Source organism: Kitasatospora sp. SUK 42 (assembly GCF_015776785.2).
Lineage (GTDB): Bacteria > Actinomycetota > Actinomycetes > Streptomycetales > Streptomycetaceae > Kitasatospora.
The window spans coordinates 18,334-42,361 of record NZ_LFMD02000003.1 but is presented as its reverse complement, the minus strand read 5'-3'; the positions used below and the strand labels follow the sequence as shown (position 1 = coordinate 42,361).

The following is a 24,028-nucleotide window of genomic DNA, read 5'->3' as shown; positions in this document are numbered from 1 at the left end:
CACCGGTCGCCCGTTTCCGAACCCGAGAAGGAGAACCATGTCCCGCCTGCCCGGCCGCCTCGCCGCCGCCGTGCTCACCGCCGCCCTGGCCGTGACCGCCGCCGCCCCCGCCTCCGCCGCCCCCGCCGCGCAGTCCGACGGCACCGTCGTCTTCGCCGACGACTTCGAATCCGGCACCGTCTCCGCCTGGACCCGCCAGCGCGTCGACGGCAACGGCAGCATCACCGTGGCCCCCGCGCCCGCCGGAGGCAGCGGCCTGGCCGCCCGCTTCGACGTTCCGAACGACGGCGTCTCCTACCGCTCCGAGGTCGCCGTCAACTCCCTCGGCTGGGGCAGCTACCGCTTCGCCCTCGCCGACTACCTGCCCGCCGACTGGGTGCGCACCCCCACCGAGACCATCCTCGCCCAGTGGCACGGCTACCCGCTCGCGGACGGCAGCGACACCAAGCCGCCGATCGCCCTCACCCTCAAGGACGGCAGCTGGCGGCTCAAGGTGCACTGGCTCACCGACCCCACCACCGTCCAGGAGGCGGTGATCCCGCTCGGCGACGCGCAGTTCGACCACTGGAACCAGTGGGCGTTCGACATCACCTGGTCCACCGACACCACCCCCGGCGCCATCACCGTCTACCGGGACGGCGTGCAGGTCGGCGCCTACAACGGCCTCAACAACTACCACCAGAACCAGTCGCCGTACTTCAAGACCGGGATCTACCGGGCCAACTGGAACCCGGCCAAGAACATCCCCTACCCCACCGGCGGGCCCGACGTGGTGGCCTGGAGCGACAGCGTCGTCGTGACCAGGTACTGACCCGCCCCCCACCACCGATCGAGCCCCGAGACCCGAAGAGGTAGCACCACCATGAGCGACGCAGCCCGCCACCGAGGCCTGCCCCTGCCCCGACGAGGCTTCCTCGGCCTGAGCGCCGGAGCGGCCCTGCTGGTGGCGGGCTGCCGCTCCGCCACCGAGGACGCCGCCGGCGGGGCCCCCGCCTCCGCCACCGCCTCCGCGCCGGACCTCCAGATCGTCTACGGCGCCGCCCCCGACCCGACCCAGCTGCTCCACCGCGGCCCCGACACCCCGGTGTTCGCCAACCTGGTGCTCGACCGGCTGGTCGACCTCGACCCGCAGACCCTCCAGCCGGTGCCCTGGCTCGCCACCTCCTGGGAGTGGAACACCGACCGGACCAAGGTCGTGCTCAAGCTCCGCGAGGACGTCACCTTCCACGACGGCCGCCCGCTCAGCCCGGACGACGTCGTCTTCTCGCTCACCGGCGCGGCCAGGACCTCCCAGGTCAAGCCGCTGCTGGAACGCCTCGCCGACATCCGGGCGAGCGCCCCGAACGAGGTCACCCTCACCCTCGCCAAGCCCACCAGCAACCTGTTCGACGCCCTCGCCTTCAACCCCGTGGTGGACGCCCGCAGCTACGTCGACGGCAAGGCCGCCGAGAAGGTCAACGGCACCGGGCCCTTCACCTGGCAGGCGTTCAAGGGCGGCAACCAGCTCGACCTGGCCCGCTACGACCGCTACTGGCAGAGCGGCCAGCCCCGCTTCGAGCGGATCACCGTCCGATCGGTGACCAGCAGCCAGGCGGCGCTCTCCGCCCTCCAGTCGGGGCAGTCCCACCTGATCGGAGCGGTCCCCGGGCGCGACCTCAAGGTGCTCGCCGGGAACTCGGCCGTCACCGTGCAGTCCGCCCGGGCCTCCTACCAGCAGGCGTTCCTCGGCGCCAACGTCACCAGCAGGCCGTTCGACGACCGGCGGGTGCGCCAGGCCCTCCAGTACGCGGTGGACCGCGAACGCATCGTCGCCCAGGTGTACGGCGGCTACGCCGAGGCCAGCAGCCTGCCCTGGCCCTCCAACACCCCCGGCGTCACGCCGGACCAGGTCTCGCGCTACCCGCACGACCCGGAGAAGGCCCGAGGGCTGCTCCGGGAAGCCGGCGCCGAGGGCGCCAGGGTGCCGCTCACCGCCGCCAACTCGCCGGTGTTCAGCTCGCTCGTGGAACTGGTCAAGTACGACCTGGAGCAGGCCGGGTTCGGCGTCGACGTCCAGCTGCTGGACAACGCCGCCCTCCAGCCGAAGATCCAGCAGGGCACGCTGGAGGGGCTGTTCATCGCCAACCACGGAATGGTGAGCGTCTCCCCGCTGAGCGGGATCACCGTCTCCGGCCCGCTCCAGGTCGGCCGGAACACCTCGCACGTCACCGACCCGGCCTACGCCGACCTCCAGTCCCGGGCCTTCGCCGCCGCCGACGAACGCGCCAGGGCGGACGTCAACCACGAGCTGTCCGAGTACCTGCTGACCGAGTCCTTCCACATCACCCTCGCGCACGCCTGGGAGACCTACGCCTTCGCCTCCTCGGTGCACGGCGTGGCGACCAGCGCGCTCGGCTACCTGCGGCTCGGCGACACCCGGCGCACCGCCTGAGGCCGCCTGCCCGTCGCGCCGTCCCAGGGCGACCCCCACCGCCCTGGGGCGGCCCTTCCGACCCACCTGGAGTACCCCCGTGCCCTACTGGACCAGAAAGGCGGCCGGCGCGCTGGCCACGCTCTGGCTCGCCTCGGTCGCCGTCTTCCTGCTGCTGCGCCTGGCCCCCGGCGACCCGGTCTCCGCCGCGCTCGGCGCCGAGGCCGACCAGGAGCAGCGCGACCGGCTCGCCGACAGCCTCGGCGTCGACCGGCCGCTGCCCGTCCAGTACCTGGGCTGGCTGCACGGGCTGCTCACCGGCGATCCGGGCAGCTCCTTCCACTACCGCGAACCGGTCACCCGCCTGATCGGCCAGAGCGTCGGCAGCACCGTCCAACTCGCCCTGGTCGCAGGCCTGCTGATGCTGCTGCTCGGCCTGCTCCTGGGCGTCGCGCTGGCCTCCGAGCACCGCGGCCGCCTGGCCCGGCTGCTCGACCCGCTGGTCACCGCCCTGCTGGCGCTGCCGGTGTACGTCACCGCCGTGCTGTTCGTCTTCGTCTTCGCGGTGCTGCTGCGAGTGCTGCCCGCCGGCGGCGAACGGGACCTCCTCACCGCGCCCGACCTCGCCGTCCAGTACCTCGCCCTGCCCGCCGTCGCGCTCGCCCTGCCCGGCTCGGCGGTCCTGGCCCGGCTGCTCGCCACCGAGCTGCGCCGCACCCGCCAGGAGGAGTTCGTCCTGACCGCCGTCGCCAAGGGGGCCTCGCCCCGGCGCGTCCTGGCGCGGCACGTGCTGCCCAACAGCCTGGCGCCGTTCTGCGTCGAATTCGGCCTGCACCTGGGCGAGTTGCTGGGCGGCGCGGTGGTCGCCGAACAGCTCTTCGCCCGACACGGACTCGGCCAGCTGCTGCTGGACGCCATCAACCAGCGGGACTACCCCGTCGCCCAGACCCTGATCATGCTCGCGATCGCGGTCGCCGTGCTCGTCCAGCTCGGCTCGGAGCTGCTCGTCGGCCGACTCGACCCGCGGATCGCCCGCGCCGGCACGGGGGAGGCCCGATGACCGTCACCACCGCTCCCGTCCGTCGCCCGTCACTGCTGCGCCCGCTCCCGCCCGCACTGCGCACCCCGCGCGGGCGCACCGGTGCGCTGCTGGTGCTCCTGGTGGTGCTGCTGGGACTGCTCGGCCCCCTGCTGCTCGGTACGGACCCGTACCAGCAGGGCCGGGACGCCCTGGCCGGGCCCTCCTGGGACCACCCGCTGGGGACCGACGAGGTCGGGCGCGACCTGCTGGCCCGGGCACTGGCCGGGGTCCGCACCGAGCTGCTGGTCTGCCTGCTCGCCGTACCGGCGGCCGCCGTGCTCGGCACGCTGCTGGGGCTGCTCGGCGGCCTGAACCGGCTGCTCGGCGAGCTCGTCCAACGGCTGTTCGACCTGCTGCTCGGGCTCCACGGGCTGCTGCTCGGGCTCGCCCTCGCCCTGCTGGTGCGCCCGGGGCTCGGCACCGTGGTGGCCACCATCGTGCTGAGCGCGCTGCCCTCCTTCGGGCGCCAGGCGCGCGCGGCACTGCTCGGCCAGCTCGCCCGCGACCACGTGGTGGCCGCCCGGGTGCTGGGCGTGCCGCGTGGGCGGATCCTGCGCCGCCACGTGCTGCCGAACGTCGTCGACGCGACCACCGCGCTGCTGGCCGTGGCGATGGCGCACGCGGTCAAGATCGAGGGCGGCCTGAGCGTGCTCGGCCTCGGCGTCCAGCCGCCCGCCCCCGCGCTCGGGGCGATGATCAACGCGGGCTCCAAGTACCTGTTCCTCCAGCCGGGTTACGCCCTGACGCCGGTCGCCCTGCTCGGCCTGCTGGTGTTCGGCCTGACCCTCCTCGCCGACTCGTTCAACCGGGAGAGACTGCGTTGACCGCGACCGACACCGACCGGGCCTCGGCCGCCGCCACCGTGAGCGGGGCGCCCCTGCTGGAGGTGCGCGGCCTGCGCGTCGCGGCGGGCGGCGCCGAGGCGGTGCGCGGGGTGGACTTCACCGTGCGGCCGGGCGAGATCCTGGGCCTGGTCGGCGAGTCCGGCTCGGGCAAGACGCTCACCGCCCTGGCCGTCAACCGGATGCTCCCGCCGGGCTGCCGCACCACCGCCGGCACCGTCCGCTTCGACGGCACCGACCTGCTCGCCCTGCCCGAGCCCGCCGTGCGCGCGGTGCGCGGCCGCCGGATCGGCATGGTCTTCCAGGACCCGCTGGCCTACCTCAACCCCCGGATGCCGGTCGGCCGCCAGCTCGCCGAGGCCGCCCTGGTGCACGGCGCCGGCCGCCGCGAGGCCCGCGCCCGGGCGCTCGAACTGCTCGGCCTGGTCGGCATCGACGGGCCCGGGCGCCGCTACCACGACCGGCCGCACGAGTTCTCCGGGGGCATGCGCCAGCGCGTGCTGATCGCGATGGCGATGGCCAACCGGCCCGAGCTGCTGATCGCCGACGAGCCGACCACGGCGCTCGACCCGAGCACCCGGGTGGAGATCCTGGACCTGCTGGTCCGGCTGCGCGACGAGACCGGCACGGCCGTCCTGCTGATCACCCACGACCTGGGCGTGGTGGCCCGCAGCTGCGACACCGTCCAGGTGATGTACGCCGGGCGGATCGTCGAACGGGCCCCGGCGCGTGACCTGTTGGCCGGCCCCCGGCACCGGTACACCGCCGGGCTGCTGGCCGGGGTGCCCCGGCTGGACGGCCCGCCCGGCGCACCGCTCACCGTGATCGGAGGGCGCCCGCCGGCGGCCGGCGAGGCGTCGCCGGGCTGTGCCTTCGCACCGCGCTGCGCGGCCGCCGTGGAGCGCTGCACGAGCTCGGAGCCGCAGTGGTCGGGCGCCGGCGAGTCCGGCTTCGCCTGCCATCTGCCGGTAGTGCGAGCCGAGGTGACGGAACGTCAGAAAGCGGTGGAGCGGCGCGTGGAGCGGGCCGAGGAGCCCGTCCTGGTCGCCGAGGACCTCACCGTCCGCTACGGCCGGCGACGGCCCCCCGCCCTGGAGGGCGTGAGCCTGAGCGCCGCACCCGGCCGGGCGGTGGGAGTGATCGGCGAGTCCGGCTCCGGGAAGTCCACCCTGGCCCGCGCACTGCTCGGACTGCTGACCCCGCACACCGGGACGGTACGGGTGGCCGGCCGCTCCTGGGCCGAGGCCGGGCGCGCCGGGGAGCGCGAGCTGCGGCGCCGGGTGCAGATGGTCTTCCAGGACCCGTACGCCTCGCTCAGCCCCCGGATGACCGTGCGCGAGGCACTGGCCGAACCGCTGGTCGCCCACGGCCTGCGGGACCGGCGGGATCCGGCGGAACTGTGCGAACTGGTCGGCCTGCCCGAGGCGGTGCTCGACGCCCGGCCGCACCGCCTCTCCGGCGGCCAGCGCCAGCGGGTCGCGATCGCGCGCGCCCTCGCCGTCGACCCGCAGGTGCTGGTCGCCGACGAACCGACCTCCGCCCTGGACGTCTCGGTCCAGGCGCAGATCCTCAACCTCTTCGCCGACCTGCGCGAACGGACCGGCGTCGGGCTGGTGTTCATCTCGCACGACCTCGCGCTGGTCCGGCACCTGTGTGACGACGTCCTGGTGCTCCGGCACGGCCGGGTGGTCGAACGGGCCCCCGCCGCCGAGCTGTTCGCCGCCCCCGCGCATCCGTACACCCGGGAGCTGCTGGCCGCCGCCAGCCCTCCCTCCCGTCCCTGATCCGACTCTGGAGAACCATGCCTGCCGTGACCCCCTCGCGTCGCCAACTCCTGCTCGGCACCGGCGCGGTGGCCGCGCTATCGGTGCTCGGCCCGCCCACCGCCGCCGCCGTCGCGGCGGACGCTGGGCCGGACGTCACCGAACTGGGGCCCGGGAACGCCGACTTCCCGCTGATGAGCGCGACGCTGATCGGCGAGACCCTGTGGATCGGCTCGCGCAACCTCGCCCCCGCCCGGGTGGTCGGCTACCACCTGCCGACCGGCACGGTCACCGCCACCGTCGAACTGCCCACCGGCAACTTCGTCCAGGGCTCGGCCGCCCACGGCGGCGCGCTCCACCTCGGGGTCACGGACGCCCCCGGCGAGGCCAACCTCTACCGCTACGACGGCACCCTGACCGCGCTCGGGAACGTGCCCGGCGCCGACGTCCGGGACGTCGCCGTCGCGCCCGACGGCACGGTCTACGCGACCGGCCGGCAGAAGGGCCGCGCCGCCGGACCGGGCCTGTACGCCTGGGACCCGGCCACCGGCGCCGTCACCGAGGTCGCCTCCCCGGCACCGAACGCCACCCAGGGCCGCGCCGTCGCGGCCACCGCGACCCACGCCTACCTCGGCGTCGGCAGCAACCTCGCGGGCGGCGGGGGAGCGACCGGGGCCGCCCTGTACGCCGTCGACCGGGCCACCGGCGCCGTCACCGACATCACCCCGCCCGAACTGCGCGGCGACACGATCATCCGCCGGATCACCGTGCTCGGCGACGACCTGCTGGCCGTCTCCACCGAGGGCGCGCCCGCCCACGTGGCGCTGCTCGACCCGGCGAGCCACCGGGTTCTCAGGGCCTTCGCCGTCCCCGGCACCAAGAGCGTGACCAACTTCCAGCGGCGGGGGGACACCCTCTGGTTCACCTCCACCGAACACGGGGTGCTGTGGCGGCACGACCTCGCCACCGGCGCGCTCGACCAGCTCGCGGTGCCCGTGCCGGAGGGCAACTCCTGGGGCCTCGGCCGGCTCGGCGACACCCTGGCCGGGGTCACCGAGGGCGGCACCGCGTGGACCCTGGACCTCGCCACCGGGGCCGTCGCCACCCGGGACCTGGTCGAGGCGGGCGCGCCCGCCTCCGCCCAGCTCGGCATGTCGGTGGCGGCCCGCGCCGGGCGGGTGTACGTCGGCGGCAACGGCTCGCTCGCCCTGCACGACCTGGCCGCCGGAACCGTCCACAAGCTCCCGGTGCCGGGCGAGGCCAAGGACACCGTGATCCTCGACGACGGCACGCTCTACCTGGGCGTCTACTCCTCGCAGGGCATCTGGCGCTACCGCCCGGGGGCGGACCCGGCGCCCGTGCGGGAGGCGGCGCTGCCGCAGGAGCAGAACCGACCGCAGGTGATCCGCTGGGACGCCGACAGCGGTCTGCTGCTGCTCGGGATCCAGGCCGACACCACCGGCGGCGGCTCCTTCGTCACCCACCGCCCGGGCAGCGGCCTGCCGACCGTGCACACCGACCCGCTCGGCCCCGGCCAGCTGGTGCGCGCGGTGGCGTCCGGGCACGGGCAGGCGTTCCTCGGCGGCGACAACGCCAAGGCGACCGGCCCGCGCGGCGACCTGGCCGCCTGGGATCCGGTCGCCGGGCGCGAGCTGTGGCGCACCGCGACCGACCTGGGCGCGGGCGTCAGCAGCCTGGCGGTCCACGGGCACACCCTGTACGGCCTGACGGTGAACGGTCGGGCGTTCACCGTCGACCTGTGCGGGTCGGGGCGGGCCGGGTTCACCCCCGTGATCGGGCGGCGGGCGGACCTGGGCGCGGTGGCCGGCACCAATCCGCGGCTGCTGGTCAGCGGTGGGGCCCTGTACGGGATCAGCGAGCGGACGCTGTTCCGGCTGGACCGCGACACCCTGGCCGCCACCGTGCTGGTCGAGGTGGACGCCGAGTGGTACAGCGGCGCCCGGCTGGCCGCCGACGAGGCCGGGGTGCTCTACACCCTGCGGGGGCGTGAGCTGATCGCGGTCCGTCCGTAACCCGGCGGCCTCGTGAACCCGGTGTCCTTGTGGTGAGGGGCCGACCCCGGCGGGTCGGCCCCTTTCGTCAGTGCGCGGCCTGCGGCACGAAGCGGGCGAACGGGTCGGCGACGGCCGTGCAGTGCTCGGACAGCAGGCCCCGGAACCGGTCGAGCAGCGGCGCGTGCCGGGCGTCGACCGAGAGGTTCACCAGCTCGCCGGGGTCGGCGGCGAGGTCGAAGAGCTGCTCGCGGTGGTCGCCCCAGGCGTAGCACACGTACTTGTGTCGCCCGGCGCGGACCATCCGGCCCAGGGCGTTGTTGAAGCCGGGGATCTCCCAGCGGGTCTCGACCACCACGCTGTCGTGCGGTCGCGGCGCGCGGACGCTGCGGCCGGGCAGCCCCTCCGGCGCTTCGAGGCCGGCCAGGTCGCAGAGCGTCGGGATGAGGTCCAGCCCGGCCGCCACCAGCCGCTCGTCGACGGCGCCGGAGGCCACCCCGGGCCCGGCGACCACCAGGGGCACCCGCACACACTCCTCGTACAGGGCCCACTTCTGGTTCCAGCGGTGGGCGCCCGCGCCGTCGCCGTGGTCGGAGCTGAACACCACCACGGTCTCCCGGTCGTGTTCCCCGAGTGCCGCCAGCAGCAGCCCGATGTGGCGGTCCACCCGCTCGACCAGGGCGTAGTAGGCGTGCCGGTAGCGGCGCCAGTCGTCCTCCCGCCAGTCGGCGGTCGGATGGGTGTGCGGCTGGGCCAGCCGGGCGAGCCGGGGCAGCGCGGGGTCGTACGGCGCGGTCGGGAAGTTGGCCGGTAGCGGGGGGAGTTGCGGGACGGGCGGCGCGGGCGGGAGCGGGCCGGTGCGCGGGTCCTGGCCGCGGGCCCACTCGCAGATGCCGTGCGGCTCCAGGAAGGAGGCGACCAGCAGGAACGGCCGGTCGCGTGGTGCGCGGACGAACTCGGCGGCGGCGCGGGCGAGTCCGGCGTCGTCCCCGCCGGCCGGGTGGATCCGGCGGAAGCCCCGGCCCTCGGGCAGGTCGATCTCCGGCAGGTGCCACTTGCCGCCGTAGCCGCAGTCGTACCCGGCCTCGGTGAACAGCCGCCCCAGCAAAGGGTCCTCGGGGCCGCCGGTGTTGCCGGTGACGCCGACGGTGCTGGGCAGGCGGCCCGTCATGAGGCTGGCGCGGGAGGGCGTGCAGAGCGGCTGGGCGCAGTAGGCGTTGGGGTAGCGGGTGCCGGCGGCGGCCAGCGCGTCCATCGCGGGGGTGCGCAGGTACGGGTTCCCGGTGGCGCTCATCGCGTCGGCGGTCTGCTGGTCCGTCAGGATCAGGACGACGTCGGGGCCTGTGTGCTCGGGCATGGGTCAGGCCATCCGTTCGTAGGTGCGCCGGTCGAGCGCCTGGTGCAGCGGTGCGCCGCGCAGCCAGCGTTCGAACTCGCCGACCACCAGGTCGCCGAGGCGGCGGCGCTCCAGCTCGCGGCTGCCCGCGAGGTGCGGGGTGACGACCACGTTGGGCAGGGTGAACAGCGGCGAGCCGGGCGACGGCGGCTCGGGGTCGGTGACGTCCAACACGGCGAAGAGGTCCGGGCGTTCGGCGAGGACCTCCAGCAGCGCGGGCTCGTCGAGGACGGCTCCGCGTGAGGTGTTGACGAGGGTGGCGCCGGGCTTCATCGCGGTCAGCAGTCGCCGGCCGACGAGCCCGCGGGTCTCCGGGAGCAGCGGGGTGTGCACGCTCACCACGTCGGCGGTGGCGAAGAGTTCGTCGAGTCCGACGGCCCGCACCCCCGGCGGTGTCGGGGCGTACGGATCGTGCGCGAGGACCCGGACGTCGTAGTCGCGCAGCATCTCGCAGACCAGGCGCCCGGCCGCGCCGAGCGACAGGACGCCGACGGTGGAGCCGTACGCGCCCGGGGTGCGGGCGGCCGGGACGGCGGCGCGGGCCGCCCGGGCGGCGAGGACGTGGCGCCAGCCGTCCTTGAGGGCGTAGACGATCTGGGCCACGGTGAACTCCGCGACCGGGACGGCGTTGGCGTGGGCGGCGGTGACGATCGGGATGTCCGCCGCCCAGAACGCCTCGCCGGCGATCCGGCGCACCGATCCCGCGGCGTAGAGCACCAGGCGGAGGCGGGGGAGCCGGGCCAGGGCGGGGGCGTCCAGCACCGGTCCGCCCCAGCCGGTGAACAGCACCTCGACCTCGCGCAGCGCCTCGGGTGCGGCGGCCAGCCGCTCGGCGCTCCACACGCCGTGGTCCGAGGCCGGGTCGGTCACCAGCTCGGCGCGGGCGGCGACCCGGGCGCGGGCCTCAGGGCCGTAGACGTCGGGGAAGCGCGCCGGGTCCATCGCGAAGGCGGCGGTCGGCATCCGGGTCTCCTCAGGTCGCTGGCGCGCACGTCGGATCGCCGGCGCGCAAGGAGTTTCTATCATAGTGAGAAATAGTGGGGGATCCGGTGTCGGCGGCCCGGCCCGGCCCACCCGGGCCCGGCCGCGTTCGGCGGCTGACCGGGTGATGAAGGCGGCTCACCGCGTGATGAAGGTCGCCCCGTCCGCGAGCCGGACGGCCGCCGCGGCCGCGCCGACCAGCTCCGTGGTCGTGCTGTGCACCACCACCAGGCGCGGCAGGACCGGCACCCGCCCCTGCAGGCGGCTCTCGATCGCGGCCGGCAGCTCGCCCCCGCTCTCCCAGAACAGCCGCCCGCCGAGGGCGATGAGCTCGGGCGCGAGCAGCGCGCTCAGGTTGGCCACCAGCAGCGCCAGGTCGTCCGTGAGCTCGCCGATCAGCCGCACCGCCGCCGGGTGGCCCTCCCGCCCCAGCCGGAACAGCTCGGCCACCCGCTCGGCCGGGGTGCCGGACACCGTCAGCCCGGCCTCGGTGATCCTCCGGTCCACCGCGTGGTCGCCGATCCTCGCCTGGGTGTCGCCGGTCCGCCCGAGCGGCCGGTCGAGCGCCGCGTGCCCGGACATCAGGTGGCCGAGCGCCCCGGCCGCGCCCAGCCGCCCCCGGTGCAGCCGGCCGTCCAGCACGATCCCGGCGCCGACCTCGATGCCCACCACGACGGCCGCCAGGTCGCTCACCCCGGAGGCCTCCTCCGCCTGCTGCACGGCCAGCGCGACCAGGTTGACGTTGCTCTCGACCGCGACCGGGACGCCGTACCGCTCCTGGAGCAGCGCCCCCAGCCGCAGCCCGGGCCACTCCAGCGCGGGCGCGAACTCCACCAGCCCGGTGCGGTCCCGGACTACCCCGGGCACGCCCGCCACCAGGGCGCGGGGCGGGCCGGCGTGCCGCCCGGCCCAGGCCCGCAGGTCGTCCACCAGCGCGAGCAGGGGCCCGGTCAGCTCGGCGGCGGTGGTCTCCCGCGGTCCGTCCGGGCCGGGGAACGCCCAGTGGTGCTCGGCCTCGTGCAGCACCGTGCCGTCGAGGTCGGCCACCACGCCGACGATCCGGCGCGGGCGCATCGCGACCGCCAGCACGGTCTGCGCGCGGGCGTTGTACCGGATCAGCTGCGGCGGCCGGCCCCCGCTGGACGGCGCCCGGACGGCCTCGACCTCCACCAGCCCCTCGGCCCGCAGCACCTCCACCAGCCGGTGAACGGTCGCGGTGCTCAGCCCGCTCTCGGCGGCCAGCCGCTGCCGGGACAGCGAGCCGTGCCGCCGCAGCACCTCCAGCAGGACGGTCTGGTTCACCTGCGCGACGGTCTGCGTCGTGGCGGTGGCCGGGGTGCGGGTCGGGGGCATGGGGCGCTCCTCGGACCGGGTCGGGGCCCGGGCGGGTCAGGACTTTGTCTCAGTTTGAATATATCCTTGCGCAGCACCCGCGCGGGCCGCACCGCCCGACGTCATCGCCCACGCCACCGACCGAGGAGCCGCCGTGCCGATCGCCTTCTCCACCCTCGGCGTCCCCGGGCTGCCACTGGCCGAGGCCGCCGGGCTCGCCGCCGAGCACGGCTGGGACGGGCTCGAACTGCGCTGCGCCGCGGGCGAGTCGGTCCACCCGGAGATGACCGCCGGGGAGCGCCGCGCCGCCGCCCGCACCCTGCGCGCCCACGGCCTCACCCCGCTCGCGCTCGCCTCCTACATCGGCGTCGCCGCACCGGGACCGGACGCGCCGGTGACGGACGCGCTCCGCTCCCACCTGCACCTCGCCGCCGACCTGGGCGCGGCCGCCGTCCGGGTCTTCCCCCGTGGCGGCGACGGCCCCCGGGCCGAGGCCGATGCCCGCGCCGCCCGACGGCTCGCGGAGGTCGTGGAGGACGCGCGGCGGCTCGGCGTGCGGGTACTCGTGGAGACCCACGACTCCCACCGGAGCGGACGGGCGGTGGCCGCACTGCTGGAGCGCGTCGCCCACCCCGCCGTCGGCGCGCTGTGGGACCTGATGCACACCCACCTCGCCGGCGAGACCCCGGCCGAGTCCCACGCCGCGCTCGGCCCGCACCTCGGCCACGTCCAGGTCAAGGACATCGCCGGCCCGCAGGACCTCACCCCGCTCCCGCTCGGCGCCGGCGTCCTGCCGATCGCCGACTGCCTGGGCCTGCTGCCGCGGGCCGCCTGGGTCTGCTGGGAGTACGAGGCGCCCTGGCACCCGGCCGCCGCCCCGCTGCCCCCGCTCCTCGGGGCCGGCGCCGCGTTCCTCGCGGCGGCGGGCCGCGGTCTTCCGGGCGGTGGCCTACCGGGCGGCGGCCCTGGAGCGTGAGGCCTCGATCTCGGCGTAGGCGTCGGCCTTGTTCGCCCAGTGGGAGCCTTCGACGGACTTCCCGGGTTCGAGGTCCTTGTAGACCTCGAAGAAGTGGGTGATCTCCTGCAGGTCGTGCCGGGGCATGTCGTCGATGTCCTGCAGATGGGTGAAGCGGGGGTCGTGGGCCGGCACGCAGAGGATCTTCTCGTCCGGTCCCTTCTCATCGGTCATGACGAACATGCCGATGGCGCGGCAGGTGATGCCGCATCCCGGGAAGGTGGGCTCGTCGACGAGGACGAGGGCGTCGAGGGGGTCGCCGTCTCCGCCGAGGGTGTCCTCGATGTACCCGTAGTCCGCCGGATAACGGGTGGCCGTGAACAGCATCCGGTCCAGGCGGATCCGTCCGGCGGCCTTGTCCATCTCGTACTTGTTGCGCGACCCCTGAGGGATCTCGACGACCACCTCGAAGTCCATGTCGGCCTCCTTCGCGATCCGCGGCGTCCGACGGCATCGACGGCACCACTGGCATCGACAGCACCATTTTCGAGTGGACCGCCCGCCGCCGCATGCCGGGTACGCGATTGCCCTAACCCCCGTGGAGAGCTCCAGTCCCCGGGGTTAGCCTCGGTCTGAAGCTCCCGGGCGGCTGATTCGCGCGCCCGGCGCCCAGGCACGACGTCAAGGAGGGCGGCATGGCTGGGGTCTTTCCCGCGGGCGCATCCGTTGCGTCCGCACCCCTTGCGGCCGCACCCGTGTTGACCGGGTCGGGCCGAACGCTGCTGGTGATCGTCGCGGTGATCGGGGCGGGAGCCCTGATGGTCGCCTGGGCGCTCGTGCGCCAGGTCCTGGCCGCGGACGAGGGCACCGAAACGATGCGGCGGATCGCCGGGGCGGTTCAGGAGGGTGCGAACGCCTATCTGAGGCGCCAGTTCCGCACCCTGGCCGTCTTCGCCGGCGTGGTGCCCCTGGTGCTGTTGCTGCTGCCGGCGGACAACTGGGGGCAGCGGATCGGGCGTTCGGTGTTCTTCCTGGTCGGGGCCGCCTTCTCGGCGACGACGGGGTACGTCGGGATGCAGCTCGCGGTGCGCAGCAACGTCCGGGTGGCCGCGGCGGCCCGGGCGGGGACGGAGGCCCGGGCGGAGACGGCGCCGGTCCCGGCCGTCGACGCCTGGGAGGAACCGACGGCGGCGTCGATCGTGCGGAGGGTGTCGTACCGGGCGATGCGGATCGCCTTCCGCACCGGTGGAGTGGTGGGGATGTTCACCGTGGGGCTGGGCCTCATGGGGGCGGCGACGGTGGTGCTGATCTACCAGGCGAACGCGCCGAAGGTGCTGGAGGGCTTCGGCTTCGGCGCGGCGTTGCTGGCGATGTTCATGCGGGTGGGCGGCGGGATCTTCACCAAGGCCGCCGACGTGGGCGCGGACCTGGTGGGCAAGGTCGAGCAGGGGATCCCCGAGGACGATCCCCGCAACGCGGCGACGATCGCCGACAACGTGGGTGACAACGTGGGCGACTGCGCGGGGATGGCGGCCGACCTGTTCGAGTCCTACGCCGTGACCCTGGTCGCCGCGCTGATCCTGGGCGGAGCCGCCTTCGGCGACAACGGGCTGACCTTCCCTCTGGTGGTGCCCGCCATCGGGGTGCTCACGGCGGTCCTGGGCATCATGACGGTCTCCCCGCGGCCCACGGACCGCAGCGGGATGACCGCCATCAACCGGGGCTTCTTCGTCTCCGCCGCGGTGTCCCTCGCCCTGGTGGCCGGCGCGGTCTTCGCGTTCCTCCCGGCGCGCTTCTCCGGTCTGCACGGGGTGCCTGCCGAGATCACCCGGCACGCGGGCAGCCCGCGGGTGTTCGCCCTGGTCGCGGTGGTCATCGGGATCGTGCTGGCCGCCGTCATCCAGCAACTGACCGGCTACTTCACCGAGACCACCCGCCGCCCGGTACGGGACGTGGGCAAGTCCTCGCTGACCGGGCCGGCCACCGTGGTGCTCTCCGGTGTCGCGCTCGGCCTGGAGGCGGCGGTGTACTCCGCCGTGGCCATCGGAGCCGCCGTCTACGGCGCCTTCCTGCTCGGCGGCGGCTCGCTGATCCTGTCCCTGTTCGCGGTCGCTCTGGCCGGGACGGGACTGCTGACCACCGTCGGCGTGATCGTCGCGATGGACACCTTCGGCCCGGTCTCCGACAACGCCCAGGGCATCGCGGAGATGTCCGGGGACATCACCGGCGCCGGCGCCCAGGTGCTCACCGAACTGGACGCCGTCGGCAACACCACCAAGGCGATCACCAAGGGCATCGCCATCGCCACCGCGGTGCTCGCCGCCACCGCCCTGTTCGGCTCCTACACCGACACCATCGCGACCGCCGAGGCGCAGATCGGCCCGGCCGCCCACGGTTCGAGCCTGAACCTGGCCATCGACCAGCCCGACAACCTGGTCGGCCTGCTGGCCGGAGCCGCCGTCGTCTTCCTCTTCTCCGGTCTGGCGATCAACGCCGTCTCGCGCTCCGCCGGCGCGGTCGTCTTCGAGGTCCGGCGCCAGTTCCGCACCCGGCCCGGCATCATGGACGGCACCGAGCGGCCCGAGTACGGCCGGGTGGTGGACATCTGCACCCGCGACGCGCTGCGCGAGCTGGTCACCCCGGGCCTGCTCGCCGTGCTGACCCCGATCGCCCTCGGCTTCCTGCTCGGCGTCGGTCCGCTGGGCTCGTTCCTGGCCGGAGCGATCGGCGCGGGCACCCTGATGGCCGTCTTCCTGGCCACCTCGGGCGGTGCCTGGGACAACGCCAAGAAGCTGGTCGAGGACGGTCACCACGGCGGCAGGGGAAGCCCCGCGCACGCGGCCACCGTCATCGGCGACACGGTGGGCGATCCCTTCAAGGACACCGCCGGACCGGCCATCAACCCGCTTCTGAAGGTGATGAACCTGGTCTCCCTCCTGGTGGCGCCCGCGATCGTCAAACTCAGCTTCGGCCCGCACGCCAGCCTCGGCCTCCGGCTGACCATCGCCCTGCTGGCCCTGGCCGTCGTCGTCCTCGCCGTGTGGATCTCCAAGCGCCGGGGCATCACCGTCGGCGCCGACGAAACGCCCACCGACACCCGCGCACCGGAGGAGCCCGCGCCCGTCCGCTGACCAGCCGCCGACCGCCGACCGCAGGCCGGCAGGCGGGATCGTTCCGGGGGCTCCGGTGCCGGGTGGGTGGCGCACGGGACCCGGTGCATAGGGTGGGGGGCGATGGTGTCGGTGCGTACGTGTGGAGAAGCTGATGAATTCGACCCCTGTCCCTGGCGATGGCCTTCTTCCGGTGGGGGTCATCGGGCTCGGTGACATCGCACAGAAGGCGTATCTGCCGGTTCTGGGCGGGTTGCCGGGACTGGACGTCCGGTTGATGACCCGGGACGGGGCGAAGCTGGACCGGATCGGGGACGCATACCGGATCGGGGCCGAGAAGCGGTTCACCGATCTCGGGGAGCTGATCGGGAGTGGGATCCGGGCGGCGTTCGTCCACGCCGCGACCAGTCAGCACGTGCCGATCGTGGAGCGGCTGCTGGCCGAGGGCGTGGACGTGTACGTGGACAAGCCGCTGGACTACACCCTGGACGGCTCGCAGCGGCTGGTGCAGCTGGCCGACCGGACGGGCCGCTCACTGATGGTCGGGTTCAACCGGCGCCACGCGCCCGGCTACGCGCAGGCGCTGGAGCGCCCCCGGGATCTGATCGTGCTGCAGAAGAACCGCGAGGGCCTGCCCGAAGCCGCCCGCACGCTGGTCTTCGACGACTTCATCCACGTGGTGGACACGCTGCGCTTCCTCGCCCCGGGCGAGATCGAGCACGTGGACGTCCGGGCCAGGACCCGGGACGGGCTGGTCGAGCACGTGGTGCTCACGCTCGGCGGGGAGGGCTTCACCGCGCTGGGCGTCATGAACCGGGTCTCCGGCTCGACCGAGGAGGTGCTGGAGGTCTCCGGCGGCGACTCCAAGCGCGAGGTGCGCAACCTGGCCGAGGTGATCGACCACCGGGGCCAGCCCACCGTCCGCCGGCGTGGTGACTGGGTGTCGGTGGCCCGCCAGCGCGGCATCGAGCAGTGCGTCCTGTCGTTCCTGGACGCCGTCCGCGCCGGGCGGAGGGTCGACGCCCACGACGCGCTGCGCACCCACGAGCTGTGCGAGCTGATCGTGGAGCGGATCGGGCAGGGCTGAACGTCCATCGGATCGGGCGGGGCTGAACGCCGAACAGGTCGGGCGGGGCTGAACGCCCACCGGATCGGGCAAAGCTGAGGGAAAGCTGGGGAAAAGCTGGGAGCAGGCTGGGAATCGGCTGCAATGACGGGTGATCAAGTCACCTGGGCGGAACCGACAGTTCACTGACGGGGTCTTGTCGGGGCTTTTTCTACGCGCGTATCTTGAACGGCGACGCGGAGGACGGGTGTTCGTCCTCCGCTTTCTCTCCGTCTTCTCTCTACGCGAGTAGCGCGCGCTTCTCCTCAGCGCGCCTCCCCCGGACCGCCGTGCCACACCAGTGCCGCACGTCGGAGCTAGGAGCCATGTCCCGGTGACCACCGCCCCTGCACCCCGCCCCCGCAGAGCCGCCCTGCTGCGCGCCGCCATCGCCCCGGCCGCGCTCGCCTTCTCGCTGGTGCTCGTCCCGCTGCCGGCCGCCAACGCCGCCGGGGCGGCCGCCGCCCCGCCCGCCCCGACCGAGGCCGGGCCGCTGCGGATCCACGACATCCACGGCACCACCCGGATATCCCCGCAGGCCGGGAAGCCCGTCACCGGTGTGCCCGGGATCGTCACCGGCCTGCGCGCGTACGGCAGTTCCAAGGGCTTCTGGATGCAGGACCCGAACCCGGACGCCAACCCGGCCACCAGCGAGGGCATCTTCGTCTACACCGGCGGAAACCCGACCGTGAAGGTCGGCGACTCGGTGCTGGTGAGCGGCAAGGTCACCGTGTACTACCCGAACTTCAACGGCGGCTCGCAGTCCCTCACCGAACTCAGCGGCCCCGCCGTCACCGTGCTGTCCTCCGGCAACCCGCTGCCCGCCCCGGTGGTCGTGGACACCCGCAACATCCCCGGCCGCTACGCCCCGCCGGCCGGCCCGGACGGCACCATCTCGTCGGTGCCGCTCAACCCGGAGAAGTACGCCCTGGACTTCTACGCCTCCCTGGAGAGCATGCTGGTCCAGGTCAAGGACGTCCGGGTGGTGCAGGCCACCGACAAGTACAACGAGCTGTGGGTCGCCGCCGACAAGCAGGACCAGCGCAGCAAGCGCGGTGGCCTGCTGTACGAGTCGTACAAGGAGCCCAACGTCGGCCGCCTGATGGTGCAGCAGCAGGCGCCGGTCTCCCAGCAGCCCTTCCCGGTGGCCAACGTCGGCGACGAGCTGACCGGCACCACCACCGGCCCGCTGGACTACAACCAGTTCGGCGGCTACACCATCGTGGCCGGCACCCTGGGCACGCTGAAGGACAACCACCTCCAGCGCGAGGTCACCCCGCAGGCGGGCGAGCGCGAACTCACCATCGCCACCTACAACGTGGAGAACCTGGCCGCCACCAATCCCGACGCCAAGTTCGCCCAGCTCGCCCAGGGCATCGTCACCAACCTGCGCTCGCCCGACATCGTCGCCCTGGAGGAGATCCAGGACAACAACGGCGCCAAGAACGACGGCACGGTGGACGCGAGCCAGACCGTCGCCAAGTTCCTCGCCGCGATCAAGGCGGCCGGCGGCCCGGCCTACGACTGGCGCTCGGTCGACCCGCAGGACGGCAAGGACGGCGGCGAGCCCGGCGGCAACATCCGCCAGGTCTTCCTGTTCAACCCGCAGCGGGTCTCCTTCACCGACATCCCCGGCGGCAACGCCACCACCGCCGTCGGCGTGACCGGCGCCGGGGCCACCGCCGCGCTGACCGCCTCGCCCGGCCGGATCGAGCCGAACGACGAGGCGTGGACCAACAGCCGCAAGCCGCTGGTCGGCCAGTTCTCCTTCCGAGGCCAGAAGGTCTTCGTGATCGCCAACCACTTCAACAGCAAGGGCGGCGACCAGGGCATCGACAGCCGCTTCCAGGCCCCGACCCGCAGCTCCGAGGTGCAGCGGATCAAGCAGGCCACCGTCGAGCAGACCTTCGTCGCCAAGCTGCTGGCCGCCGACAAGCAGGCGAAGGTCGTCTCCGTCGGCGACTTCAACGACTACCAGTTCTCGCCCGCGCTCGCCACGCTCACCAAGGGCGGCGTGCTGCGCGACCTGGTGAACGAACTGCCGGAGACCGAGCAGTACTCGTACGTCTACCAGGGCAACTCGCAGGTGCTGGACCACATCCTGGTCAGCCCCGAGGTCGGCTACGCCAAGTACGACATCGTGCACATCAACGCCGAGTTCGCCCAGCAGGCCAGCGATCACGACCCGCAGGTGGTCCGCATCAAGCCGTGACCCGACCTGCGGTTATCCTGCCTCCGCCACCGGTGACGGCCGGCGGCGGAGGCGGGATCGCGGAGCGGGGGCGGACGTGGCGTACCGGATCGAGCGGATCGGGCGCGAGGACTGGCAGCGGCTGCGGAAGGTGCGGCTGGCCCAACTCCTCGACACCCCCATGGCGTTCGGCGAGCCCTACGAGTACGCCCGGCACCAGGGCGAGGGCAACTGGCGGGCCCGGACGAACTGGGTCAACGAGCCCGACAAGATCGGCCTGGTCGCGGTGGACGACACCGGCGAGTGGGTCGGCACCATGCTGTCGGTCCCGAACGGGGAGCACCCCCGGGCCGTCGACCTGATCGGCGTCTGGGTGGACCCGGCGCACCGCGGCCGCGAACTCGGCGTCGCCGACGCCCTGTTGGACGCCGTCCTCGCCTGGGCCCGGGTCCGGCGCGCCGGGCGGATGCTGCTCGGGGTGCACGAGGCCAACCACCGCGCCGCCGCCTTCTACCGGCGGCGCGGCTTCGCGTACACCGGCGGCGAGACGCCGTACGTGCTGGACCGGGAGGCCCGGATCCTGGAGATGGCCCTCCCGCTGGAATGAGCTCCGCACGGCCCTCCCGTACGGAGCTCCCGTACGGGAGGGCCGTCGCCGTGCTCAGCCCACGTAGTCGGCCAGGTGCTCGCCGGTCAGCGTCGAGCGGGCCGCGACCAGTTCGGCCGGGGTGCCCTCGAAGACCACCCGGCCCCCGTCGTGGCCGGCGCCGGGGCCGAGGTCGATGATCCAGTCCGCGTGCGCCATGACCGCCAGGTGGTGCTCGATCACGATCACCGACTTTCCGGACTCCACCAGCCGGTCCAGCAGCCCGAGCAGCTGCTCCACGTCCGCCAGGTGCAGACCGATGGTCGGCTCGTCCAGGACGTAGACCCCGCCCTTGTCCGCCATGTGGGTGGCCAGCTTCAGCCGCTGGCGCTCCCCGCCGGACAGCGTGGTGAGCGGCTGGCCGAGGCTCAGGTAGCCAAGCCCGACGTCCGAGAGCCGCTGCAGGATCCGGTGCGCGGCGGGCAGCTTCGCCTCGCCGGCGCCGAAGAACTCCACCGCCTCGGCCACCGGCATCGCGAGCACCTCGCTGATGTCCCGGCCGCCGAGCCGGTACTCCAGCACCGCGGCCTGGTAGCGCCGGCCCTCGCAGTCCTCGCAGGTGGAGGCCACCCCGGCCATCATCGCCAGGTCGGTGAAGACCACCCCCGCGCCGTTGCAGGTCGGGCAGGCCCCCTCGGAGTTGGCGCTGAACAGGGCCGGCTTCACGTCGTTCGCCTTGGCGAAGGCCTTGCGGATCGGGTCGAGCAGCCCGGTGTAGGTGGCCGGGTTGCTGCGCCGGGAGCCCTTGATCGCGCCCTGGTCGACGTACACCACGCCCTCGTCGGCGGCCCCCGACTGCTGACCCAGCGAGCCGTGGATCAGCGAGCTCTTGCCCGAGCCCGCGACCCCGGTGACCACGGTGAGCACCCCGAGCGGCACGTCCACGTCCACGTCCCGCAGGTTGTGGGTGTTCGCGCCGCGGATCGCCAGCTTCCCGGTCGGCTTGCGGACGGTGCCCCGCAGCGCCGTCCGGTCGGCCAGGTGGCGGCCGGTGACGGTGCCGCTGGCGCGCAGCCCGTCCACGCCGCCCTCGAAGCAGACCGTGCCGCCCGCCGTACCGGCCCCCGGGCCGAGGTCCACCACGTGGTCGGCGATCGCGATGGTCTGCGGCTTGTGCTCCACCACCAGCACCGTGTTGCCCTTGTCCCGCAGCCGCAGCAGCAGGTCGTTCATCCGGCTGATGTCGTGCGGGTGCAGGCCGGTGGTGGGCTCGTCGAAGACGTACGTGGTGTCGGTGAGCGAGGAGCCGAGGTGGCGGATCATCTTGACGCGCTGCGCCTCGCCGCCGGAGAGGGTGCCGGAGGGGCGGTCGAGCGAGAGGTAGCCGAGGCCGATCTCGACGAAGGAGTCCAGGACCTGCCGCAGCGCGGTGAGCAGCGGCGTGACCGAGGGCTCGTCCAGGGCGCGGACCCAGTCGGCGAGGTCGCTGATCTGCATCGCGCAGGCGTCGGCGATGCTGATGCCCGCGATCTTCGAGGAGCGGGCGGCCTCGCTGAGCCGGGTGCCCTCGCACTCGGGGCAGGCGGTGAAGGTGACGGCGCGCTCCACGAAGGCCCGGATGTGCGGCTGCAGCGCGTCCTTGTCCTTGGACAGCATGGACTTCTGGATCTTGGGGATCAGACCCTCGTAGGTGAGGTTGACACCGTTGACCTTGACCTTGACGGGCTCCCGGTGAAGGAAGTCCTGGAGTTCCTTCCTGGTGTACTCGCGGATCGGCTTGTCCGGGTCGAGGAAGCCGGAGTTGGCGTACACGCCGACCGTCCACCAGCTGTCCGGCTTCCAGCCGGGGATGGTGATGGCGCCCTCGGCGAGCGACTTGGTCTCGTCGTAGAGCTGGGTGAGGTCGATGTCGGAGACGCTGCCCCGGCCCTCGCAGCGCGGGCACATGCCGCCGGTGATGCTGAAGCTGCGCCGCTCCTTGACCGTCCTGCCGCCGCGCTCGACGGTGACGGCGCCGGCGCCGCTGATCGAGGGGACGTTGAAGGAGAAGGCCTTGGGGGAGCCGATGTGCGGGGTGCCGAGCCGGCTGAACAGGATGCGCAGCATCGCGTTGGCGTCGGTGGCGGTGCCGACGGTGGAGCGGGGGTCGGCGCCCATCCGCTGCTGGTCGACGATGATCGCGGTGGTGAGGCCCTCCAGGACGTCCACCTCGGGGCGGGCCTGGGTGGGCATGAAGCCCTGGACGAAGGCGCTGTAGGTCTCGTTGATCAGCCGTTGCGACTCGGCGGCGACGGTGTCGAAGACCAGCGAGCTCTTGCCCGAGCCGGACACTCCGGTGAACACCGTCAGGCGGCGCTTGGGGATGTCGACGCTGACGTCCTTGAGGTTGTTCTCGCGTGCGCCGTGCACACGGATCAGGTCGTGGCTGTCGGCGACGTGCGGCTCGGCCATCGTTGTCTTCGCTCCCTGTCGGTCGGGCGGGCAGGTGGGGTCGGGTGAGTGGTCGGGCAGGTGGACGCAGGCCCGCCCCGGCGGTCGACGCCGGGGCGGGCGGGGGCTCAGCGCACCTCGTTGAAGCGGATCATGTTGCCCGCGGGGTCGCGGAAGGCGCAGTCGCGGATGCCGTACGGCTGCAGGGTCGGCTCCTGGACGAGCTCGGCGCCACCGGACTTCAGCCGGTCGAACACCCCGTCCAGGTCAGCGGTGGCGAGCACCAGCCGGGCGTGCGTCCCCTTGGCCATCATCTCGGTGATGGTACGCCGTTCCCCCTCGGTGATGCCCGGGTCGGCGAAGGGCGGCTCCAGCACCAGCGAGACGCCGGGCTGGTCGGCGGGGCCGACGGTGATCCAGCGCATCGGGCCGCCGCCGACGTCGTTGCGGACCTCGAAGCCGAGCAGGTCGCGGTAGAAGGCGAGGGAGGCCTCGGGGTCGGTGTGGGGGAGGAAGGTCCAGTGGATGGTGATGTCGCTCATGGCCGCAACGCTAGGCGGGGCCGCCGTTCCGGCGCTTCTCGAATCCTGATCGGTTCAGCAGTCCTGATCGGACCGGTAGTCCTGATCGGTCCGGCCGGCAACGGGTCGTCGCCGGCCGGACCGCCCCTGCTAGCAGTCGGGGATGGTCGTGCCGTTGTTGTCCTTGGCGGTGTCGTTGCCCCAGCGCGAGAGGTAGAAAGCGGACACCCACTGGCCGGCGGGGCCCCCGTCGGCGTCGGTCCTCAACCACCAGTGGTTGTAGCTGCTGCCGTTGGACATCTCGCGGCCCCAGGCCTTGCAGTAGACGTAGACCGTGCCCTGGTACAGCGTCCCGGTGGCGTTGGTGGAGGTCGGCGAGGCGTAGACGCTCGCGTTGGCGAAGGTGTCCACCCAGTACTTGCCGGTGGCCGGCGGGGTGCCGCCGCCCGGGCAGGTGGGGATGGTCGTGCCGTTGTTGTCCTTGGCGGTGTCGTTGCCCCAGCGCGAGAGGTAGAACGCGGACACCCACTGGCCGCCGGGGCCGACGTCGGGGTCCGTCTTCAACCACCAGTGGTTGTAGCTGCTGCCGTTGGACATCTCGCGGCCCCAGGCCTTGCAGTAGACGTAGTTCGTGCCCTGGTACAGCGTCCCGGTGCTGGTGGTGGAGGTCGGGGAGCCGTACACGGGCGCGTTGGAGAGGGTGTCCACCCAGTACTGGCCGCTGTTCGACGGGGGAGGGGTCGGCGTCGTGGGCGGCGTCGGGGTGGGGCTGCCGGGGCCGTACAGCCGGATGGCGCCGTAGTAGTCGCCGTGCGAGGAGAGCGCCGCCACCTGGACGTAGCCGCCGGAGTAGGGGGCCTCGACGATCCAGCCCTGCCCGAGGTACATCGCGACGTGGTGGATGGTGGAGGCGGTGCCGCCGAAGTACACCAGGTCGCCGGGGAGCAGCGGTGCCGTCCCGTCCGCCCGGTAGTAGCGGGCGACCGCCCGGGAGGTCGGCCACTGGGTCCGGGTGGTGCCGTTGATGACGTCCTCGCCGACGGCCAGGTCGTAGGCGTAGCGGACCATGCCCGAGCAGTCCAGGCCGCGGACGTTGCAGTCGTCGGGCGCACCGTTGGAGGGGTCGCAGAGGCCGTACGTCGGGCCGGGCTGGGAGCCGTGGCCGCCGCCCCACGAGTACGGGGTGCCTATCAGCCCGCAGGCGGAGCGTACGGCGGCGGTCGCCTGCGACGCCGCACCGGTGGAGAGGACCCCGCAGGCGGGCGCCGCCTGGGCCTCGCCGGCGCCGGCGAAGAACACTCCGACCGACACCA

The 24,028-nt window shown here is 73.6% G+C and carries 18 protein-coding genes; 11 read left to right on the top strand and 7 right to left on the bottom strand.

The features are described 5' to 3' along the window. Positions 1–37: 37 nt before the first annotated feature. The 6 genes from RZ50_RS09760 (at position 38) to RZ50_RS09735 (ending at position 8,129) form a co-directional block, all read left to right on the top strand. Positions 38–811, top strand: coding sequence for a polysaccharide lyase (locus RZ50_RS09760; RefSeq protein WP_196947820.1), 774 nt, complete (start codon positions 38–40; stop codon positions 809–811). A gap of 51 nt (positions 812–862) precedes the next feature. Further along, positions 863–2,431 (top strand): ABC transporter substrate-binding protein, encoded by a 1,569-nt coding sequence (locus RZ50_RS09755; protein ID WP_196947819.1) that lies wholly within the window; start codon positions 863–865, stop codon positions 2,429–2,431. Between the two features lie 79 nt (positions 2,432–2,510). Next, the gene (locus tag RZ50_RS09750) at positions 2,511–3,470 is read left to right on the top strand and encodes an ABC transporter permease (RefSeq protein ID WP_196947818.1); all 960 of its coding nucleotides are present in this window, start codon (positions 2,511–2,513) and stop codon (positions 3,468–3,470) included. Beyond that, on the top strand, positions 3,467–4,315 hold the full coding sequence (locus RZ50_RS09745) for an ABC transporter permease (RefSeq protein ID WP_196947817.1): 849 nt from the start codon (positions 3,467–3,469) through the stop codon (positions 4,313–4,315). The genes RZ50_RS09750 and RZ50_RS09745 overlap by 4 nt, the downstream gene beginning before the upstream one ends. Further along, the gene (locus tag RZ50_RS09740; protein ID WP_254802436.1) at positions 4,312–6,117 is read left to right on the top strand and encodes an ABC transporter ATP-binding protein; all 1,806 of its coding nucleotides are present in this window, start codon (positions 4,312–4,314) and stop codon (positions 6,115–6,117) included. Before RZ50_RS09745 ends, RZ50_RS09740 begins: the two co-directional genes overlap by 4 nt. A gap of 26 nt (positions 6,118–6,143) precedes the next feature. Further along, positions 6,144–8,129 (top strand): hypothetical protein, encoded by a 1,986-nt coding sequence (locus RZ50_RS09735; RefSeq protein ID WP_196951291.1) that lies wholly within the window; start codon positions 6,144–6,146, stop codon positions 8,127–8,129. Positions 8,130–8,196: 67 nt separating this feature from the next. On the opposite strand, the gene RZ50_RS09730 is transcribed toward RZ50_RS09735, so the two are convergent. The 3 genes from RZ50_RS09730 to RZ50_RS09720 form a co-directional block, all read right to left on the bottom strand. Beyond that, complete coding sequence (locus RZ50_RS09730; RefSeq protein WP_196951290.1) at positions 8,197–9,465, bottom strand: sulfatase; 1,269 nt, start codon at positions 9,463–9,465, stop codon at positions 8,197–8,199. Between the two features lie 3 nt (positions 9,466–9,468). Next, a complete protein-coding gene (locus RZ50_RS09725) occupies positions 9,469–10,467 on the bottom strand; it encodes a hydroxyacid dehydrogenase (protein WP_196951289.1) in 999 nt (332 codons plus the stop codon). A gap of 156 nt (positions 10,468–10,623) precedes the next feature. After that, positions 10,624–11,838 carry an ROK family transcriptional regulator gene (locus tag RZ50_RS09720; protein WP_196951288.1) on the bottom strand — a complete coding sequence of 405 codons (1,215 nt, stop codon included), beginning with the start codon at positions 11,836–11,838 and terminating at the stop codon, positions 10,624–10,626. 133 nt (positions 11,839–11,971) lie between these two features. On the opposite strand from RZ50_RS09720, the gene RZ50_RS09715 reads away from it, so the two are divergent. Continuing rightward, the gene (locus RZ50_RS09715; RefSeq protein WP_196951287.1) at positions 11,972–12,793 is read left to right on the top strand and encodes a sugar phosphate isomerase/epimerase; all 822 of its coding nucleotides are present in this window, start codon (positions 11,972–11,974) and stop codon (positions 12,791–12,793) included. Here the strand turns inward: RZ50_RS09715 and RZ50_RS09710 are convergent. Then, on the bottom strand, positions 12,767–13,249 hold the full coding sequence (locus tag RZ50_RS09710; protein WP_196951286.1) for an inorganic diphosphatase: 483 nt from the start codon (positions 13,247–13,249) through the stop codon (positions 12,767–12,769). The genes RZ50_RS09715 and RZ50_RS09710 overlap by 27 nt on opposite strands. Before the next feature lie 218 nt (positions 13,250–13,467). Here RZ50_RS09710 and RZ50_RS09705 point away from each other — a divergent pair, with 218 nt between their 5' ends. From RZ50_RS09705 to RZ50_RS09690, 4 genes are all read left to right on the top strand, one after another. Beyond that, complete coding sequence (locus RZ50_RS09705; protein WP_196951285.1) at positions 13,468–15,903, top strand: sodium-translocating pyrophosphatase; 2,436 nt, start codon at positions 13,468–13,470, stop codon at positions 15,901–15,903. Positions 15,904–16,036: 133 nt separating this feature from the next. Beyond that, on the top strand, positions 16,037–16,969 hold the full coding sequence (locus RZ50_RS09700) for a Gfo/Idh/MocA family protein (protein ID WP_196951284.1): 933 nt from the start codon (positions 16,037–16,039) through the stop codon (positions 16,967–16,969). A 352-nt stretch (positions 16,970–17,321) separates the two neighbouring features. After that, positions 17,322–19,199, top strand: a complete 1,878-nt coding sequence (locus tag RZ50_RS09695) for an endonuclease/exonuclease/phosphatase family protein (protein ID WP_196951283.1) — start codon at positions 17,322–17,324, stop codon at positions 19,197–19,199. 76 nt (positions 19,200–19,275) lie between these two features. After that, on the top strand, positions 19,276–19,785 hold the full coding sequence (locus tag RZ50_RS09690) for a GNAT family N-acetyltransferase (RefSeq protein WP_196951282.1): 510 nt from the start codon (positions 19,276–19,278) through the stop codon (positions 19,783–19,785). 54 nt (positions 19,786–19,839) lie between these two features. Here RZ50_RS09690 and RZ50_RS09685 read toward each other — a convergent pair whose 3' ends face one another. From RZ50_RS09685 to RZ50_RS09675, 3 genes are all read right to left on the bottom strand, one after another. After that, positions 19,840–22,215, bottom strand: a complete 2,376-nt coding sequence (locus RZ50_RS09685) for an excinuclease ABC subunit UvrA (RefSeq protein ID WP_196951281.1) — start codon at positions 22,213–22,215, stop codon at positions 19,840–19,842. 107 nt (positions 22,216–22,322) lie between these two features. Beyond that, the gene (locus tag RZ50_RS09680; RefSeq protein WP_196951280.1) at positions 22,323–22,736 is read right to left on the bottom strand and encodes a VOC family protein; all 414 of its coding nucleotides are present in this window, start codon (positions 22,734–22,736) and stop codon (positions 22,323–22,325) included. Between the two features lie 129 nt (positions 22,737–22,865). Beyond that, positions 22,866–24,026, bottom strand: a complete 1,161-nt coding sequence (locus RZ50_RS09675) for a C40 family peptidase (RefSeq protein WP_196951279.1) — start codon at positions 24,024–24,026, stop codon at positions 22,866–22,868. Between the last annotated feature and the right edge of the window lie 2 nt (positions 24,027–24,028).